Source organism: Cobetia sp. PDI-23MA, assembly GCF_059507735.1.
Window position 1 is genome coordinate 2,067,152 of sequence record NZ_CM183352.1, and the last position, 16,712, is coordinate 2,083,863.

Genomic DNA, 16,712 nt, shown 5'->3' on the forward strand with positions numbered 1-16,712 from the left:
TCAAGGCCCGACCATCCGCCACGCGCAAGCCTGGGGAGAAAGCGTGACCACTCAGGCCTTGGGTGCCTCTGCCCAGAACCCCGGGCGATTGGGGCAATAGGTACGCACCACCTGCACATCGCGCGGCCCGGCATACATGCCAGCGCGTTCGAAAGCGATGACCTCGGCGGCAGGGTCACTGATCGACTTGCCGACCGTGCCCAGCATCCAGGCCTGCAGCAGACGGCGCACCAGCGCCATCTCGCCGTCACTCAGGTCTTCCTTTTTCACGTACTCTCGCGACTCGCCCAGGGCCAGCAAGCGAGTCTTGAGGGCCGGCAAGCTGCCGACACCGGGCACTCCCTCGGCTGGAATTCTCGCCAGCGCCTCGAAGTAGCGCTGGCCCAGCCGCTCATCCAAGGTCTTGTCGCTGAGCAACCAACGCGACAGGACCATGAACGTCGCGAAGGCACTGTCATCCTGCGTCTGTTGCTCGTCAGCGACTGTCTCGGCCAGGGCCTGGAGGGACAGGCCGCCGAACACGGCAATGCCTGCCCCACCGAGCCCCAGCTTCAATAGCTGGCGACGTGAAGGATCAGTAGCGCTCTGGGATGTCGACATGCGGCCCTCCCGGACAATGAATGGTTCACCCGACGCCAGCGCACAAGGCGGTATTGCCACCTGTGTGCTGCACCCGAATAGCACTCGAACAGCACACCAGCAGACCTTGAGCGGTTCTGAACAGCTCTTGCGCAGCCCTTGCACAGGGTTTGATGAGTTGCATGGTAACAAGCGCCATCACGTTATAGACAAACGTATAATGAACAAGTAGTTCCTGTTTAAGCAACTCCAGAGACATGCTTTGCGCAACCCAGCCCGCTTACGGACAAACGCTTGCTGCTGGCCTACTGACAAGGGTCGTTCGAAACCGCGAGAGTTACCAGCGGATGCCCACGAATGCCGATGCCTGACGGAAGAGTCACCCGCGCCTGTCTCCCGCTCGCCGACAGTTCCCTGACTGTGCTCGGCGCAGTAGGATGTGGGGCAAAGGCAACAGCTGTGGCCAGACTGGCTCGCTCACGAGCCGACGCCCGCGCCGCCCATCAACTCGACTTCAGGGAAGACTCGCCATGCTTCGTCACTTGCGTACTCCACTCGCTCTGCTCATGTGCACCGCCGTTCTTGCCGGGTGTGAAAGCGCCTCGCGCATGGCCGACAGCATTTCGCTGCCGGACTTCGGCTCCTCCTCGCAGACCGAACAGGGCGAGCAACGCGTCCAGCGCACCGTCGCCTTCCCGGAGGCGGAGTACGCCAAGCTCGACAAGACCGGCACCTCGGTGATCAAGGGCCGCATGTCCTATGAGTGGCAGGGCCAGACGATCTACGCCAACCGGGCGGGCATCTCGATCGCGCCGGTCACCACCTACTCCGCCGAAGCCGCGGAATTGGCGCTGGCGGGCAAGACGGCGTCTCGCGCCGACCCCCGTGCCCAGGCCTATACCCACATCGTGCGCACTGACAGCAATGGCTACTTCAATGCCACTGGCCTGCCGTCCGGCACCTTCTATGTCGCCGGTGTCATCCAGTTGCCGGACGGCACACGCAGCCCGCTGATTCTCAGTCAGGTGCAGGTCGGCCGCGGCCAGACCCGCAGCATCGAGCTGAGCCGCTGACGGCCCGCGTGTTCCTCTTGCTCTGCTTGCTGCCCTTGCATCGCCGGATGATGGCCATCGCACCATGACGACACTCTCGTTGCGCGCCTATACCCCGCAGGCCACGAGTCATGACCACGACCACCACCAGCTGGTGCTGCCGATCCGCGGCCATCTCGATATCCAGGTCGGCAGCCATCATGGCACAGTGGTCACCGGCGAGTGCGTCATCATTCGCCCCGGGGAGGCGCACCTGTTCCATGCCAAGGACGCCGCGCGTTTCATCGTCGCCGACCTGGACTACCTGCCCGACAATCTCGCGGCGTCGCAACGCGTGGTGTTCTCGATCAGTACCCTGCTGATGAACTACCTGCTGTTTCTCGAAGCGCAGCTGCAGGGTGAGGTCGACAAGCACATCGATCAGCTCTCCATCGCGCTGTTTCTCGGTCTGCTGGAGAAGCAGACCTGTGATCAACGCGTCGATCGTCGTCTGCTCAGAGTGCTCGACGTCATGAACGCGCAGCTGGCCCAGCCCCACGACGTGGCATCACTGGCCCGACTCGCCCACCTGAGCCCGACCCAGTTTCACAAGGTGTTCCGCGACAATCTGGGCGTCAGCGTCAAGCAGTACCTGACCGCCAGACGCATGGAGCGCGCGCGGGCGCAGTTGATCCATACCGATCTCAGCGTCCAACAGGTCGCCGAGGCCGTCGGCTATCAGAACCTTTCCGCCTTCTCGCGGCGCTTTTCCTGCTACTTCGGCCAGTCGCCACGCGAGATGACGCGTCAGTATTCGAGCCTCACTCCCCCGAATGACTGAATCACTGAATGACCGACTGACTGACTGACACGATCATCTGAACAACCGATTGAGTCCCCGAACCCAGCAGTCAATCACCGCATGCTGGTGGTATATGACGTTTTTTGCTTCTCCTGGCAGATCAGAGCGTAGTTTCAGCACAATATATTCTCGCGATGCCGCGTAATCTCGTGCACACCGAGATACACTTCATTGCGAGCCATCCACCATGCAGCACTCCTTCTCCCGGACGCCCTTCCGCCCAGCGCTGGAACGCCAGATCGGCAATCTTTCCGTCCTCACGGCCGCCCTGCTATGGGGCACGACCGGCACCGCCGCCCACTTCAATCAGGATGTCAGCCCGTTGGCCACCGGCGCCTTCGCCATGGGCTTTGGCGGCATTCTGCAGGCCGTGCTGTCGCGACGAATCCTCCATGAGGAGCTGGCCGCCCTGCTGGTCCACAAGCATCTCGTGCTGTGGGCGGCGCTGTTCATCATCGTCTACCCACTGGCCTTCTATTCGGCCATGGAATACACCGGCGTCGCGATGGGCACCGTGATCACCATCGCCACGGCGCCGTTAGCGGCAGCGGTGCTGGAATATGTGCTGGATCGCAAGCGCGTCAGTGCGCGCTGGTACACGGCGCTGATGCTGGGCATGGCCGGCGTGGGGTTGATGGCCATGGGCGAGACACGCCTGGCAGACACGGCGGCAAACGCCACTGCCAGCGGCGTTGCCAGCGAGAGCCACAAGCTTATCGGTATCGGGCTGGGCGTGCTGGCCGGCGCCAGCTACGCCACCTATTCGCTGCTTGCCAGACGCATGATGCTGCTGGGCGTGCATCGCCGTGCGGCCATGGGGGCGATGTTCGGCTGTGCCGGCGTCCTGCTGTTGATCGGCCTGGCCATCAGCTGCCTGCTCCTCGATCCACGTCTGTTTGCCACGCCGGTGAATTCGGCGGTCGCCATCTACATGGCACTGATCCCGATGCTGCTGGCCAGCCTCATCTTCGGGCGCGGGCTCGCCAGCGTGCCCATCAGCCGGGTGACGGTTCTGACCATGTTCGAGCCGCTGGTGGCGGGCCTGTTGGCCGTCATCGTGGTCGGCGAGCAGTTCACGCTGATGGGCGCCATCGGCATGGTGCTGATCATGACCTGCCTGATGCTGCAATTGCGTCCGCAGGCAACGCAGGCACCGATGGCCAGCCCGCAGGCAGACCTCGCGGCCTGGACGACGCCCGACACGGCCTGCGACGCGCTAGCTGAGACACACGGCGACACTGCCCACTGGGGTGAGCATGATCCGTGGAGCGATACCGAGCATGGCCGCGATGCCAAGCAAGGGTCGGAGCAAGGATCGGACCCATGGCAGCGTCATGACGCCTGACGGCATTGATGAAATTGAGGGCAAGTCACAGTGCGCACTGAGCGGCAGCCAGCCGGCGCGGCAACTCAACTGCTCGAAAGTGGTTCCAGCACACTTTCGCCAGCGCTCATGCGGCGACTGAAAACGGCCAAGGGATTGGCAATACACGCAAGGACATCACCATGACAACCACACGCTCCGATATCGCCGGGTCTGCAAGGTCGACCGACATGGGAAGCCTGGCCGTCCTGTTTGCCGCGCTGCTGTGGGGCACCACCGGCACGGCGGCCCACTTCAATCAGGATGTCAGCCCGCTGGCGACCGGCGCCTTCGCCATGGGCGTCGGCGGCCTGCTTCAGGCAGTGATCGCACGGCCCAATATCATGGGCTGCCTAGGCCTTTTGATGGCGCAGAAGCGCTGGGTATTGCTCGGCGCCGTGTGTGTCGTCATCTACCCGCTGGCCTTCTACTCCTCGATGAATCTGGCCGGCGTCGCCATCGGCACGGTGATCACCATCGCCACTGCGCCACTGGCCGCGGCGATTCTGGAGCGCCTGTTCGGCCACCACCAACTCACTCTGAGCTGGTATATCAGCCTCGCGCTGGGCATTGCCGGTGTGGCGATGATGGCGATGGGCGAAACGGCCACTCATGGCGGGGAACTTGCCACCGTCAGCGCCAGCGGCGACCCGATGGTGACAGGGTCAGGGGGCGTGCCTGATGCTGACTGGCAACGTCTGGGCGGTATCGTGCTGGGTATCATTGCCGGCACGACCTACGCCGCCTATTCGCTGATCGCCCGGCGCATGATGGACCAAGGCACCCACGCCCGCGCTGCCATGAGCAGCCTGTTCGGCGTCGCCGGTATCGCGCTGATCGCCGGCCTGGGTCTCAGCATGCTGATGGCCGACCCGCGCCTGTTCGCCACCCCCGGCAACACATCGGTCGCGCTCTACATGGCGCTGGTACCGATGTTCCTTGGCTATATTGCCTTCGGCTACGGCCTGAAGACCGTTGCCGCCAGCAAGGCCACCCTGCTCACCCTGTTCGAACCGCTGGTCGCCGCGCTGCTCGCCATCACCATCGTCGGGGAACATATCGCACCGCTCGGCTGGCTCGGCATGGCGCTGATCGCGGTCTGCCTGCTGATTCAGGTGAAGCCAGCAACCGCCTGATCAACGCGAGCGGCTCGACGAGATGGCCCCGGAAACGAAAAACACAAAGCCCAACCTGAAATTCAGGCTGGGGCTTTGCATTGCTGGGCATAAGCTCTCGGGCTCACGCCATCTCAATCACTCGCCGTGAAGAGCGCGCGCCGTCAATGCGAGGCAAGCTCGCCGGCATCCACTTGCGGTGTTATCCGACGTACGCCCTTGGCATCCTGCGCGTAGGCACGATGTCGCACATCCCAAAGCTCCACGGCATGCTGGATGTTGAGCCAGAACTCCGGCGTATTGCCTAGCGCAGCCGCCAGCTTGATGGCCATCGGTGCCGTCAAGGTGCCCTTGTCATGCACGATACGGCTCAGGGTATTTCTATGCACTCCCATCGCCTCGGCCAGGGTGCGGATATCGATGTTCATCGGCTCCAGAAACTCTGCCGTCAACATCTCTCCTACCGTCAGCGGGCGCCGCTGGGTGTTTCTCATCACTGCTACCTCCTCTAGCCCTTGTAAGCAGCGGGTCTAGATGTGTTTGATGGGCGACCCCTGCCTCCCACCGGAAGATGAGTCGATACTGCTTGTTGACAAGAATCGAGCAATAACCTGCGAGATTGCCCTGCAGATGCTCGAACCGATTGCCCGGTGGAACCCTCAGATCAGACTCCTGACTTGCGGCATCGAGAATCTGCAACTTTCGGTAGAGCGAACTGGAGAGCGCCGCAGGTATCTTGCGGTGGCCAACATCATGCTCATAGAAGCGCTCGAGCCACACATCCCTGAATTCCACCGCCATGGCAGCACCTTTTTTCCTCATTCTATGCACAACCACGTTGTGCATCAAGCGGTTCTACCCTGACGCTACCCCCCAGGAAAAACGCCCAACGAGTCCAGGACTCGTTGGGCGTTTCATATTCCTCTGCCCTTCACACCAGACGCTCAACCACTCACGCCGCCGTCTTGCTGGCCAGTTCTACCTTGGCAAGCTTGCTCAGCCCGCCGTAGACGACGAAGGCGACCATGACACCCACGACCGGCGGCATGAAGGGTGAACTCCAGGCGCACAGGCAGGCGATGGCGTAGGCGGCGAGACCCGGCCAGTGGTAATCGACCTTGTGCATCTCGGCGAGGCGCGGATACTGCCCTTTATGACCGAGCCAGAAGTTGGCCATGATCACGCCGCCGATCGGCGGAATGAAGGTGCCGAGCAGAATCAGGAACGGAATCAGCCACTCATACATGCCGAGTACCGCCAGCACTGTGCCGATGGCCGCGCCGCCCAGAGTGACACGCTGGCGATGCGGCGTGCGCAGCAGATTGCAGCCGGCGATGGCGAAGTTGTAGATGGTGTTGTCCTGGGTGGTCCAGATATTGAGGAACAGCATCAGGACGGCGAGGCTGACCAGCCCCTGGGCGATCATCACGTCAACGATATCGGCTTGCTGGTAGATCATCGCGCCGAGCGCGCCGGTGAGCACCATCAGGCCATTGCCAGCGAAGAAGGCCGCCAGGGTGGCAATGACGGCGATCTTCGGCGAACGCGCGAAGCGGCTCCAATTGGTTGCCTGGGTGCCACCGCTGATGAAGGTGCCGATCACCGCGGTGATGGCGGCCGTCCAGCTCATGGAGTCCGTCGGCGTCAGTGACGCAAGGCCTGCCACGCCGCCGACATCGACCATGCCGGTGTAGAGACTGAACAGGATGAACAGCAGCATGGCCGGCACGGCGATGCGCGAGAGCATGTCCAGCCCGCGATAGCCGATCATCGCCGTCAGACAGAAGGCAAAACCGAAGATGATCATCAGCGGCGTGGTCAACCACTCCGGCAAGCCGAGTGTCTTGACCAGCACGATGGCGATGGTCGCGGTGCCCCAGGCGTACCAGCCGATCTGGGTGAACCCGAGCACGAAGTCAGACAGGCGACTGCCCTTCTCGCCAAAGCACAGCCGTCCCATCAGCACTGAATTCAGACCACTCTTGCAGGCGATATAGGCCAGGGCAGCGGCGTAACCACCGAGCAGCAGATTGCCGATCACGATGATCCACAGCAGTTCATTGAGCGCGAACGCGGCACCCAATGACCCACCCGCCCACATGGTGGCGGTAAAGAAGGTGAAGCCGAGCAGCACCATCGAGATGGAAAGCAGCCCACGTCGTGCCGAAGCGGGCACTTCGCTCAAGGGATAATCATTGCCGGATTCGCCTGTCATCGATTGCTGATCTGAGGTGCGGTCTGAGGCGTGCGGTGAGGAGTTTTCTGCCATGAGTGCCTTCCTGGAGCTCGGTCGTGAGTCGTCGAGTCTTGTGGTGGTGTCAGCCTGCCCGAACGCCGGCCACCGCCCCCTGCGCGCAAGGTGGTGGTCAGAGCGGCGGTCGCTACCCTACCACCACGCAAGATTCACGCCACCCATCCTCAAACCGTGCAAGACGCCAGCTCGTCGTCTGCCTCATGAAGCTGACACAGGCGTCAGGATCTGGCCTGTCAGCAGGCGCGGTTGGGCGCAGGACCGCCTCCAGAAATGATTTCGCGACTAGTCCGGCGCAGTACCCACAACCCTTCAATTACGCAGACTTTGGCATCAACTTGAGTGCCAGACACCAGAACGCCACGCGGCGCACTCTTTCAGTGCAGCGCGTGGCGTGGCTCGAGGCGTCCTGCACTGACATCGAAACCTGACGCCGAGTACAGGATGCAAATTTTTTCAGGTTTTCCTTGTTCAGCGGTTCATGCTGAAGCCCTTCAGCTGCTCGCCAACACCCCTTCGCTGGCATTGACCTCTTCAGTGTCCATCAGGCGCAGTCTGACCGGCACCGATTTCGAGGCGGGCGTATTGCTGCGCGCATCGCGGTGATCCAGCGGAATCAGATCATTGGTTTCCGGATAGTACGCTGCCAGACAGCCGGTCGGGATGTCGTATTCCTTGAGCTTGAAGCCCGCCATGCTGCGCTCGACGCCGTCTTCGCTGACCGTTTCCAGCGTCACGCGCTGACCCTCGCTCAGGCCCAGCGTCTCGAGATCCTGCGGGCTGATCATCACCACCATCCGCGTGCCATAGACGTCGCGATAGCGGTCGTCATTGGAGTAGACGGTGGTATTGAACTGGTCGTGACCGCGCATGGTGATGAGCAGGAAGGTGCTATCCATGTTCAGGGTCTCATGGGTGACCTTGTTCAGCCCCTCCTCATCCGTGCCCAGCCCCTCGGGGAATAGGAAGTTGGCACGCCCCGAGTCGGTATGCCAGATGCGCTCGCGCGGGGCGATGCGGATATGGAAGCCGCCCTGAGCCAGGCGCGCATTGTAGTCGGGGAAGATCTGCGGGAAGACCTCTTCGATGCGATCACGGATGCGCGCGTAATCCGCCTGCAGCCAATCCCAATCCAGGGTCGGATGCGGCGGCAACGTCGCCTTGGCCAGCTGACAGGTGATGGCGATCTCGGAGTGCAGGCTTGGGTCCGCCGGTGCCATCACGCCGCGCGACGGCGCCACGTTGCACATACCGTCCTCGGCACTGGAGACCTGCTCCGCGCCCTTGCCATCGGCGCCCGCCTGCAGGTCACGTTCGCTATGGCCAATCGTGGGCAGCACCCAACCATGCTTGCCGGGGTGCAGGTGACTGCGATTGAGCTTGGTGGCGACATGCACCGTCATGTCGAGATCGTGTACCTTCTCGACCACGCGCTTCTGATCGGGAATCGCACGGAAGAAGTTGCCGCCCATGCCGATGAAGGCCCGTACCTCGCCACGCAGAATCGCCTCGCAGCATTCGGCGACATCATGGCCATTCTCGCGCGGGCACTTGATGTCGAAGACCCGATCGAAGGCATCCAGCATCGCGTCATTGGGCAGGTTCTCGATGCCGACGGTGCGGTCACCCTGCACATTGGAATGGCCGCGTATCGGGCAGGCGCCCGCGCCGGGCTTGCCGATATTGCCACGCAGCAGCAACAGATTGATGATCTGCTGGATGGTGTCGCCGCCGCGCGCATGCTGGGTGATGCCCATGCCCCAGCAGCAGATCACGCGCTCGGCCTCCAGATAGGTTTGCCCCGCCTGTTCCAGCGATTCACGTGACAGGCCGGACATGGCGACCAGATCCCGCCACTCGAGCTTGCGGCAATGCTCGGCGAAGGCATCAAAGCCGTGGGTATGCTGGGCGATGAAGTCATGATCCAGATAGCCCACCGCATGCGGATTGCACTCGCGAAGCGCGTCGTCAGCCTCGATCACGTACTTGCACATCGCCTGCACGGCGGCGAGGTCCCCGCCGATGCGCAGCTGATGATACTGACTGCTGATCTCGACACCCTTGCCGCCCAGCATGTCCTTGGGCGACTGCGGATCGGCAAAGCTGACCAGCGCCCGCTCGCGCAGCGGGTTGAAGCTGACCACCTCGGCCCCGCGGCCACGCGCCTCGTGGAGATCCCCCATCATGCGCGGGCTGTTGGTGCCGCTGTTCTGGCCGAAGATGAAGATGGCATCGGCCTGCTTGAAGTCCTCGAGATTGACCGTCGCCTTGCCGATGCCGATGGACTCCGGCAGCGCTCGGGAGGTGGTCTCGTGACACATGTTCGAGCAGTCCGGGAAGTTGTTGGTGCCGTACATGCGCCCGAACAGGGAAAACAGGAACGCCGCCTCGTTGGAGGTACGCCCCGAGGTGTAGAACTCGACCTGATTCGGGTCCTCATAGCGTTTGAGGCGTTGGCCAATCTCGGCGTAGGCAGCTTCCCAACTGGTGATCTCGTAGCGGTCCGTCTGGGCGTTGTAGCGCAGGGGGCGCGTCAAGCGCCCTTCCTTCTCCAGATGGTGATCCGACCATTCACGCAACTCGCTGAGCGTATTGTTGGCGAACAGCTCATCACTGACTCGTTCACGTGTCGCCTCCCACGCCAGCGCCTTGGCACCGTTTTCGCAGAAGTTGGCCCCCTTGGGCTTGTCACCATTCGGCCAGGCGCAGCTCGGGCAGTAGAAGCCATCGGGCTTGTTCATCTTCATCAGGCTGCGATGGCCCTCGATGGGTAGATGCTCCTGCCAGATGAACTTCTCGACCGCCTTGATCGACGGCCAGCCACCGCCCGGCGGCCGGTCCAGCTGACTGCCGGACAGCGACGCCGATAACGCCGGCGCGTGGGACCCCTTGGGGCCGAAGGAATCGACTGGCGTGGTCTGGTCTTGGGACATGTCGGGGCTCCTGACGGTGGCGGCCGGCGGCTGGCATCGATCAGACACCGCTGCGGTCACGCCACCGAACAAAGAATTCAAGGGTAACCATTGCTTCCTTGACTCGCGCCAAGCCTTTTTCAAGGCCGATCGCCGTTGCGCACTTGAACTTCCGCCGATCCGCCACCAGAGTTGTACAGACCTGACACAAACAAGATCGCACTTGAGCAAGACCGCACACAAGCAGACCTGCCACTCAACACGCCAGACATGATGAGGAGCTGGAACATGACCGTATTTGAAGCCCTGCGCGAGACCCACGACGAACAACGCCGCCTGCTGGACATGCTGCTGCAGACCGAGGGTGACAGCGAGCCGCGCGATGATCTGTTCAAGCGTCTCAAGGAATCGCTGACCAATCACGCCGGTGCTGAGGAACGCGCGCTCTACATGCCGATGATGGAGCACGACATGACGCAGGAGAAGGCGCGTCACAGTGTCGCCGAGCACCATGAGATCGATGAACTGGTCGAGAAGCTCGAGGCGACCGACTACAGCTCGCCGGGCTGGCTGGCCACAGCCAAGCAGCTCGAGCACCTGGTGACCCACCATCTGGATGAGGAAGAGCAGGAAGTCTTCCAGCTGGCAGGCCGCGTCTTCGATGACGCCACCAAGAAGCGCCTCGCCGAGGAATATCATCAGGACATGAAGGCGCGCGAAGCGGCCTGAGCCAGAATTCAGCATCGAGCCAGGTCGAAAGCGCTTGGCGCTGTGACAGGCTGAATGCTATCGATAAGCGCCGATGACGCACACGAAAACGGGCTGACCACATCATGTGGCCAGCCCGTTTTGTCATGCGTTCAACCAGCCGCGAAGGCGCTGCTGTCTCTCACAGCGTGTGTCATAGCGAATGAGGCGAAGAGTCATCCATCACGTCATCAGCCACGACGCACTCGGGTTACTTGCGGCGCGATGGCCGTGCGGTACCTTTCGCTGCCGACTTTCTGCTTGGGCTGCCTGAGCGCTTGCCCTTGCCTCTCCCAGCCTTAGGCCTGGCATCAAGTGCCTCGGAGCGCCCCACGTAACGCGCGATCCAGATGGTGTGCTTGGCTCCCGAGGTGCCATGCGCGTAGACCTGACGCGCCTCGGCCTTGAAACCGGCCCGCGACAGGCGCTGCGAGAAACGCGCATCGGCCGTGGCCGACCACACCGCCAGAATGCCGGCCGGGCGCAACGCCCTGGCACATACCGCCAGCCCCTCCGCACTGTAGAGCCAGTCGTTGTCATCCGCAGTCAGGCCTTCCGGGCCATTGTCCACATCCAGCATGATGGCATCGAAGCCACCGGGCGCTTCACGCAGCATCTCGGCGACATCGCGATTCTCGACTGTCGTGCGCGGGTCCCGAATCGGATAGCCCGCCTTGGCCCCCAGCGGGCCGTCATTCCAGGCCACCACTCCCGGTACCAGCTCGGCGACGACCACCTCGGCATCTGCCTTGAAGTGCTTGAGCGCGGCAGCCAGCGTGAAGCCCATCCCCAGGCCGCCGATCAGAACGCGCTGTGGCGCCGCCGACGTGCCGCGACTCTTGAGCAGGCCGGCAGGAATCTCAGCCAGCGCATCTTCCGAGCCATGCATGCGGGTGTTCATCAGCTGCCCGCCCTTGCCGCTCTCGATCTTGATGACGAAGTCCTCGCCATACTCGAACAGGCACAACGAATCCGACGTGCCGGGGATCGGCGCGGTATCGAGCAGCACAAAGCGTTTCATGGCACATCCATAGAAGGAAAAATGATCATCTGTCAGGTGGCTTCGTGGCCATCCTGACTATATTCAACATGACGGACATCTGTACGACATGGGGGAGCGTTAGTCTAACAGTCAGAACCCCATGGCAGGCATCCGCCTGCGCGAAGGCATGAAGTTTCGCGAAAGCACGAGAAAAATGAGAGCATGCGCGCATCAAGGCTGGAAGATATTCGCGAATTCTCTAATACTAGCTTTTGTAGAACGCAACACCGTCGTAAACCAGACACACTCAGAACGAACACTCTCAGTAGCAACTGTCACTTGCCTGATGGCTGGCGCGCAATGTAAAGCGCGTGGGTCTCGCCGGCAGATGGGCTAGCCTCACCACCGACGAAGCAGCGTGACACCTAGAGAATCACTCAAGATTCCGACTCATCGGAACCCGAAAAGAGGATATTTCGATGCCGCATACCCATCCGGAGCGACTCGCGACGATCAGTGCCAGCCAGGTCGAGGAACATTTTCGCGATCTCCATCCCATCGTGGCGTTGGTCTCAGCCACTCGGCTGCTGCAATTCCTCGAACGGGAAGGTCTGACACTGCATGCACACCGTGCCCTGTGCGCCAACATCATTCGCAAGGCATTGCCCAGCCTCGAAACCGGCCCCGGGCATGATCCTGCCAATTTGCCGAGCCTGCACGGAATAGAACAGACCGAGGAAAGCGAGCCGCGTGTTCCGCTTGCGCAGGCCTTGGCAGCGGGCGCCAGTACGCCAGCCACCATGCAAGACAAGCATGAGGATATCGCCTCCTGACAACCGTCAGGCTTGCCGATGACGAGACATTCTGACGCCCAGCTCCGTTCACACGGGGCTGGGCGTTTTTATATCGCTAAACAAGAAAATCATGATTAAGGGGGTTTAATCCGCCACGATCGTCCACAGATCTGTGGGTAGACGTTCAGCGTCTGAACGCGCAGCAGCGCATTCACGATCAACGAACCGGAGGTGACGGCATGACTCAGCAACAGCCCCCACAGCATCAGAACTATCAACCGGGCGATGAACATCGCATGGACCCCAAGCCCGAATATATCCGCGAGAGCTATCGGGGCAGCGGCAAACTTCTGGGCAAGGTGGCAGTCATCACCGGTGGTGACAGCGGTATCGGTCGCGCCGCCGCCGTGCACTTCGCACGCGAGGGTGCCGATTGTCTGATCACGCACCTGGGCAGTGAAGAAGTCGATGCCCAGGAGACCATCCGTCTGATCGAAGCCGAAGGCAGACGCGGACGCCGCATCGCAGGGGATATCGGTGACCCGGCCTTCTGCCGCAAGGTTGTCGAGGGCGCTCTGGAGGAATTCGGTCAGCTGAATATCCTGGTCAACAATGCTGCAGAACAGTACGACTGGGACGACGTCACCGAGATCGATGACGAACAGATCGAGCGCACCTTCAAGACCAATCTGTTCAGCCACTTCTACATGATCAAGGCCGCCGTGCCGCATCTTTCCAAAGGCGACTCCATCATCGCCACCTCGTCCGTCAACGCCTTCAAGGGCAACGACAGCCTGATCGATTACAGCGCCACCAAGGGCGCCATCCAGGGGCTGGTACGCTCACTTTCCGGCACGCTGATGGACCGCGGCATTCGCGTCAATGCGGTTGCACCCGGCCCGGTCTGGACTCCCTTGATCCCCGCCAGCTTCGAGGATGAGAAGGTCGCCAACTTCGGCCAGCAAGTACCGATGGAGCGCCCCGGTCAGCCTAGCGAGATGGGCCCGGCCTACGTCTATCTGGCCAGCGAAGATTCAAGCTACATGACAGGCCAGACAATCCACCTCAACGGCGGCGTCGTGCTCAACACCTGATCGCCCTGCTTTTTCAGGCTCCCACTGTGCCTGATGCTTGAGAGCAGTACCGCCGCAAGCGGCGAGAAACAACCGCGCAGGAAACGCAAGGCCACCCGATCCGGGTGGCCTTCTTGCATAGGGGACGGTTCATGGAAGACGCGCTGCACCTCGGCGCCTGCTCAGCGCTCAAGCCGCCTTTGCTCTCCCTGGAAGTATCAGGTCCTCCTGTCTGTCTCTATCAGTCTTTTCAGTCGGCTGAAAGCCAGTGGCCTCTCTATTCTGGTAGCAGCCACAGACGTTGCCGTGGACAGGATTGAGCATTACCCGCTCTGCAGGAGGCAAGCATGTCCAAGTTGATTCTTTCTCTGGATGGCGGCGGCATACGCGGGGCGGCCACCGCTCAATTTCTGATGCGTGTCGATGCGACACTCAGGAATGAGCACCGTACCAGTCTGCGTGAGCAGGTCGATTTCTATGCAGGCACCAGCACCGGCAGCCTGATCGCGCTGGCGCTGGCGACCACCGACATGAGCCTCGAGGACATCAATGGGCTCTACAGCGCGACCAGCGTCAGGCAGATCTTCGCCGACAACCGCGGCTGGTTCGAACTCGATGGCATCAATGCACCCAAGTACGAGGCCAAGGGCAAGAGCACGATGCTCAAGAAGCACCTCGGCCAGGCCAAGCTCAGGGATGTCCCCGCTGGCAAGCAGGTGCTTGTCGTCACCTACGGCATCGAGAGACGCCGCCCGCATGTCCTGAAGTCGAGCAAGCGCGAGCATCACAAGCTGCTGGCCTGGCAGGTGGCGGATGCCTCCAGCGCGGCGCCGACCTACTTCCCGACCCGAGACATGAAGCTCGGGCCGGACAACGAGCAGACCTGGCTGATCGATGGCGGCGTCATCGCCAACAACCCCACCATGTGCGCCATCGCCGAAGCCTGTCGCCTGTGGCCGCATGAGCCGCGTCGCGTGCTGTCGATCGGCACCGGAACACGCACGCGCAAGATCAATGGCCCGGATTCGCAGCACTGGGGCGCAGTACAGTGGGTGCTGGAAGGCAGCCTGATCGACGTGCTCTCCGATGAGAAGGTGGTCGGCTATCAGGCCATCACCATCTCGCCGCCGGGCAGCTATATCCGCGTCAATGCCGAGATGCGCCCGCAACCGGGGATGCTCAAGGCGCCTGATGACGCGATGGACGACATCAGCACCACCAACATCAAGCATCTGAAGGTCATGGGCGATTTCTGGTTCGAGCAATATGGTGACGCCGTGGTGGCCCTGATCACCGACCGCTACCAAGGGCCCTCGCTTGACCGCATCGATCCTCTCACCGGCCGGCCGCAAGCCTATCAACCGCACTGAGCAAGCCTTCCCCACATTGCACTCGGAGACGTCTGTCAGCGATTTTGCTACTCTGCGCTGCCGTGCTTCACGCCGACCCGAGTTCATTCAATGACACATGGCACACCGCAAGACACTCGCATTCGCCCCGCCACCTCAACATGGCGAATGCTGGTGACTTTCACATTATCTCTGGCGATTCTCGTACCCACTACAGCGCAGTCAGACGACGATATGCACTTTGACCAGCCGGAAGCCTTCGCCACCCTGAAGAAGGCGGTCAGCTATTTCGATGAAATGGATACCTTGCCGGAAGAGGCATGGATCAGCCGAGATCAAGCGTCGGCGCGCAGCGATATGGACGAGATGATAGAGGAAGCCATGCAGGCCCTCGACGTCCCGCAACTCTCGACACTGCGCAGCACCTATCGCCAGGTCGAGGACAAGATACGCGAGTCGCGTAGCGAGATTTCCGAGTTGAAGGAAAAGCGCATCCTTGCGCCTGACACCGATGTCTCGACGCTGACGCGCCTCACGCCCACCGACACCCTGCGCGAATTCACCGCCAGTACGCGCGGCGATTATGATCTGCTGATCGCCGCGCATGAGAAGAACATCGCCGCCTATCAGGGCGAGCTGACCACGCTGGAAGGCAAGCTGGCCGCGCGACTCGAGGAGATCGGCATCACCCTGACGCCAGACCAGATCCAGGTATGGCTGTCCTCGGTGGTCGGCGATGATGTGCTGACCATGAGTGTAGTGTTCGCCAGCATCAAGTCGGTGGCCCAGCAGCTCGCGGAGCTGACCCGCGACAGCGGCGAGAACCTCGACTACGCGCGTCGTTATTACGGCATGGTCGTCATGCTTCACCGCATGATCGTGACCATGCAGCAGGACTTCATCACGCGCGTGAATGATGAGGTACTGCCGCAACTGCAAGGCTTCGCCGACGAAGCCGAGGCCACCACGCGAGAAGCGCGCACGCTGATCAAGCAAGGCGGATCACGCGAGAGCCTGGAAAACAACATCCGCGCCAATACGCTGACGCTCAAGACGATCAACCTGTATCGTTCGCTGGTCACCGAGCAGCGCGACCGCGTCACGACCTCTCTGACCAAGAGCCAGCGCGAGCTTGCGGTGGCGACCAATACCTATCGCACCGTCAAGCTCAGCGCTCACGTCGCCGACCTGATCCGCCAGGGTGTCAAGACCTTCGACACCCTCGCCGGACTGCAGGTGCCGGTCGCCACCAGCTTCGAGAACAGCGCTATGCGCGAGGAATTCCGCAAGCTGACCGAGCGCATGCGCTAGCAGTCCACCTCCCTCTGGGCCAGAGGCAGGAAGCATGGTTCAGAGGGCATTTACCGTCTCTCTTCGGCAGGTTGCGCACGGCTTTCAGTTATCGATCATCTCTATGGGCTTGAGACATGGAACCTGAGATATACAACCTGAGACATGGCACTTGAGATCTAGCACTTGAGAAACAGAGCTTCAGGCACGGAGCTTGAGATTCACGCTGTTTCGCCCACTGCTCCCTCCGCACTTCGCGAATTACTCCGCTGCCCGTTTCGTTCCTGACTCCCCTCTTTATTCCATCCTGATCATTCCATCCTGATGAGAGTCTCTTCTGCTCTCAGCCCTGCTTTCCGCTGTA

The 16,712-nt window shown here is 61.6% G+C and carries 15 protein-coding genes; 9 read left to right on the forward strand and 6 right to left on the reverse strand.

Annotation, left to right across the window (positions count from 1 at the left end; translation table 11 throughout):
* Window positions 1-51: 51 nt before the first annotated feature.
* Window positions 52-600, reverse strand: a complete 549-nt coding sequence (locus AC5WNJ_RS08765; RefSeq protein ID WP_215822787.1) for a sorbitol dehydrogenase family protein — start codon at window positions 598-600, stop codon at window positions 52-54.
* Between the two features lie 587 nt (window positions 601-1,187).
* On the opposite strand from AC5WNJ_RS08765, the gene AC5WNJ_RS08770 reads away from it, so the two are divergent.
* The 4 genes from AC5WNJ_RS08770 to AC5WNJ_RS08785 all read left to right on the forward strand — a co-directional run bounded on the left by AC5WNJ_RS08770 (window position 1,188) and on the right by AC5WNJ_RS08785 (window position 4,971).
* Window positions 1,188-1,652 carry a carboxypeptidase regulatory-like domain-containing protein gene (locus tag AC5WNJ_RS08770; protein ID WP_215822789.1) on the forward strand — a complete coding sequence of 155 codons (465 nt, stop codon included), beginning with the start codon at window positions 1,188-1,190 and terminating at the stop codon, window positions 1,650-1,652.
* 64 nt (window positions 1,653-1,716) lie between these two features.
* A complete protein-coding gene (locus tag AC5WNJ_RS08775) occupies window positions 1,717-2,451 on the forward strand; it encodes an AraC family transcriptional regulator (RefSeq protein WP_225346705.1) in 735 nt (244 codons plus the stop codon).
* Window positions 2,452-2,659: 208 nt separating this feature from the next.
* A complete protein-coding gene (locus AC5WNJ_RS08780) occupies window positions 2,660-3,817 on the forward strand; it encodes a DMT family transporter (protein WP_153635854.1) in 1,158 nt (385 codons plus the stop codon).
* A 161-nt stretch (window positions 3,818-3,978) separates the two neighbouring features.
* Window positions 3,979-4,971, forward strand: a complete 993-nt coding sequence (locus AC5WNJ_RS08785; RefSeq protein WP_153635855.1) for a DMT family transporter — start codon at window positions 3,979-3,981, stop codon at window positions 4,969-4,971.
* A gap of 143 nt (window positions 4,972-5,114) precedes the next feature.
* Here AC5WNJ_RS08785 and AC5WNJ_RS08790 read toward each other — a convergent pair whose 3' ends face one another.
* The 4 genes from AC5WNJ_RS08790 to AC5WNJ_RS08805 form a co-directional block, all read right to left on the reverse strand.
* Complete coding sequence (locus AC5WNJ_RS08790; RefSeq protein WP_153635856.1) at window positions 5,115-5,444, reverse strand: HigA family addiction module antitoxin; 330 nt, start codon at window positions 5,442-5,444, stop codon at window positions 5,115-5,117.
* A complete protein-coding gene (locus AC5WNJ_RS08795; RefSeq protein WP_347237555.1) occupies window positions 5,332-5,796 on the reverse strand; it encodes a type II toxin-antitoxin system RelE/ParE family toxin in 465 nt (154 codons plus the stop codon). Before AC5WNJ_RS08795 ends, AC5WNJ_RS08790 begins: the two co-directional genes overlap by 113 nt.
* 106 nt (window positions 5,797-5,902) lie before the next feature.
* Window positions 5,903-7,165 carry a cytosine permease gene (codB, locus tag AC5WNJ_RS08800; RefSeq protein ID WP_153636878.1) on the reverse strand — a complete coding sequence of 421 codons (1,263 nt, stop codon included), beginning with the start codon at window positions 7,163-7,165 and terminating at the stop codon, window positions 5,903-5,905.
* Window positions 7,166-7,695: 530 nt separating this feature from the next.
* Entirely contained in the window at window positions 7,696-10,134 is a 2,439-nt protein-coding gene (locus AC5WNJ_RS08805; RefSeq protein WP_153635858.1) for an FdhF/YdeP family oxidoreductase, read from the reverse strand.
* 267 nt (window positions 10,135-10,401) lie between these two features.
* Between AC5WNJ_RS08805 and AC5WNJ_RS08810 the strand changes: the two genes are divergently transcribed.
* Entirely contained in the window at window positions 10,402-10,842 is a 441-nt protein-coding gene (locus AC5WNJ_RS08810; protein ID WP_153635859.1) for a hemerythrin domain-containing protein, read from the forward strand.
* A 229-nt stretch (window positions 10,843-11,071) separates the two neighbouring features.
* Here the strand turns inward: AC5WNJ_RS08810 and AC5WNJ_RS08815 are convergent, their stop codons facing one another.
* A complete protein-coding gene (locus AC5WNJ_RS08815; protein WP_197738651.1) occupies window positions 11,072-11,881 on the reverse strand; it encodes a spermidine synthase in 810 nt (269 codons plus the stop codon).
* 440 nt (window positions 11,882-12,321) lie between these two features.
* On the opposite strand from AC5WNJ_RS08815, the gene AC5WNJ_RS08820 reads away from it, so the two are divergent.
* The 4 genes from AC5WNJ_RS08820 (at window position 12,322) to AC5WNJ_RS08835 (ending at window position 16,369) form a co-directional block, all read left to right on the forward strand.
* Window positions 12,322-12,675 carry a hypothetical protein gene (locus AC5WNJ_RS08820; protein ID WP_153635860.1) on the forward strand — a complete coding sequence of 118 codons (354 nt, stop codon included), beginning with the start codon at window positions 12,322-12,324 and terminating at the stop codon, window positions 12,673-12,675.
* Between the two features lie 200 nt (window positions 12,676-12,875).
* On the forward strand, window positions 12,876-13,730 hold the full coding sequence (locus AC5WNJ_RS08825; protein ID WP_153635861.1) for an SDR family oxidoreductase: 855 nt from the start codon (window positions 12,876-12,878) through the stop codon (window positions 13,728-13,730).
* A gap of 326 nt (window positions 13,731-14,056) precedes the next feature.
* Window positions 14,057-15,079: a patatin-like phospholipase family protein gene (locus AC5WNJ_RS08830; protein ID WP_153635862.1), complete on the forward strand. Its 1,023-nt coding sequence runs from the start codon at window positions 14,057-14,059 to the stop codon at window positions 15,077-15,079.
* 213 nt (window positions 15,080-15,292) lie between these two features.
* Window positions 15,293-16,369 carry a hypothetical protein gene (locus AC5WNJ_RS08835; protein WP_197738652.1) on the forward strand — a complete coding sequence of 359 codons (1,077 nt, stop codon included), beginning with the start codon at window positions 15,293-15,295 and terminating at the stop codon, window positions 16,367-16,369.
* Window positions 16,370-16,712 lie beyond the last annotated feature (343 nt).